This is a genomic window from Streptomyces iakyrus, from assembly GCF_000717055.1.
In the GTDB taxonomy this organism is placed as follows: Bacteria; Actinomycetota; Actinomycetes; order Streptomycetales; family Streptomycetaceae; genus Streptomyces; species Streptomyces iakyrus.
The window spans coordinates 1-2,247 of record NZ_JNXI01000071.1 but is presented as its reverse complement, the minus strand read 5'-3'; the positions used below and the strand labels follow the sequence as shown (position 1 = coordinate 2,247).

1 pseudogene is annotated in these 2,247 nt (G+C 68.8%); it reads left to right on the top strand.

What is annotated here, in order from left to right:
- Positions 1 to 2,247, top strand: a pseudogene (locus OO68_RS42860) (glycoside hydrolase family 48 protein); the annotation flags it as partial.

The following is a 2,247-nucleotide window of genomic DNA, read 5'->3' as shown; positions in this document are numbered from 1 at the left end:
CAAGACGAACGACTGGGGTTCCGGTTTCACGGTGGACCTGACCCTCACCAACCGCGGCACGGACGTCATCGACGGCTGGACGCTGACCTACGCCTACTCGGGCAACCAGAAGCTGGGCAACGGCTGGAACGGCACCTGGTCGCAGTCCGGCCAGAACATCAGCGTGAAGAACGCCGGCCACAACGCGCGGGTCGCGGCGGGCGCCGCCGTCTCGACCGGCGCCCAGTTCTCCTACAGCGGCTCCAACACCGCGCCGACGTCGTTCTCCGTCCAGGCGGTGCCGCTGGCGGCCACCGCCGCCGCCGCGGACAACGCCACGATCAGCAAGGTGGAGTTCTACGACGACACCAGGCTGCTGGGCACGGACACCAGCGCGCCCTACGCGCTGTCCGTCTCCGACCTGGCCGTGGGCAGTCATTCGCTGGTGGCGAAGGCGTACGACAGCAGGGGCGCCTCCGCCGATTCGACCCCGGTCGGCATCACCGTCGCCGCCGGCCCGACCGTGGTCGCCTCACCGCTCCAACTGGGTGTCCAGTCCGGCAAGTCGGGCACGTATGAGGTGAAGCTGTCCAAGCAGCCCTCCGCGAACGTCACGGTGACCTCGGCCCGCGCGAGCGGCAATGCGGGCCTGTCGGTCTCGGCCGGCGCCTCGCTGACCTTCACGCCGCAGAACTGGAATACCGCGCAGAAGGTGACCGTGGCGGCCGCGAACTCCGGTTCCGGATCGGCCGTGTTCGAGTCGACGGCCACGGGCCACGCCAAGGCCTCGGTCACCGTCACGCAGCTGGCCGCGTCGAAGGAGTACGACGCCCGCTTCCTGGAGCTGTACGGGAAGATCACCAACCCGGCGAACGGCTACTTCTCCCCCGAGGGCATCCCCTACCACTCGGTCGAGACGCTGATCGTCGAGGCGCCGGACCACGGCCACGAGACCACCTCGGAGGCCTACAGCTACCTACGCCCCGGAGCTGGACACGCCGAACGAGTACCCGGCCAAGCTCGAACCGTCCGTCGCGGCAGGCTCCGACCCGATCGCGGCCGAGCTGAAGAACGCCTACGGCACCGACGACGTCTACGGCATGCACTGGCTGCAGGACGTCGACAACGTTTACGGCTTCGGAAACGCGCCCGGCAAGTGCGAGGCGGGGCCGTCGGACACCGGCCCGTCGTACATCAACACCTTCCAGCGCGGTGCGCAGGAGTCGGTGTGGGAGACGGTGCCGCAGCCGACCTGTGACGCCTTCAAGTACGGGGGCAAGAACGGCTACCTGGACCTGTTCACCGGCGACGCCTCCTACGCCAAGCAGTGGAAGTTCACCAACGCGCCGGACGCCGACGCCCGTGCCGTGCAGGCCGCCTACTGGGCGGACCTGTGGGCCAAGGAGCAGGGCAAGGGCGCGCAGGTCTCCGGGACGGTCGCCAAGGCGGCCAAGATGGGTGACTACCTGCGCTACTCGATGTTCGACAAGTACTTCAAGAAGGTCGGCAACTGCGTCGGGCCCTCGACCTGCCCGGCGGGCACCGGCAAGGACGCCTCGTTCTACCTGATGTCCTGGTACTACGCCTGGGGCGGCGCCACCGACACCAGTGCCGGCTGGGCCTGGCGCATCGGCTCCAGCCACGCCCACGGCGGCTACCAGAACCCCCTGGCGGCCTACGCGCTCGGCAACTACGCCCCGCTGAAGCCGAAGTCGGCCACGGGCGCGGCGGACTGGGCCAAGTCCATGGACCGGCAGCTGGAGTTCTACCGCTGGCTGCAGTCGGACGAGGGTGCCATCGCCGGCGGTGCGACCAACAGCTGGGCGGGCCGCTACGCGGCCCCGCCGGCGGGCAAGTCGACGTTCTACCTGCAGTGGTCGGGCCAGCCCGACACCTGGAACGCCTCCAGCCCCGGCGCCAACAGCGGGCTGCACGTCACCGTCGCCGACTACACCAACGACGTCGGTGTGGCCGCCGCCTACGCCAAAACCCTGACCTACTACGCGGACCGCTCCGGTGACACGCAGGCCGCGACGGCAGCGAAGAAGCTGCTGGACGGCATGTGGACGAACCACCAGACCGACCTCGGAATCGCCGTTGCGGAGAACCGGGCCGACTACAACCGCTTCGACGACCCGGTCCACATCCCGAGCGGCTGGACGGGCACGATGCCGAACGGCGACGCGATCAACTCGTCGTCGACGTTCGACTCGATCCGCTCCTTCTACAAGGACGACCCGGCCTGGTCGAAGATCGAAAGCTATCTCG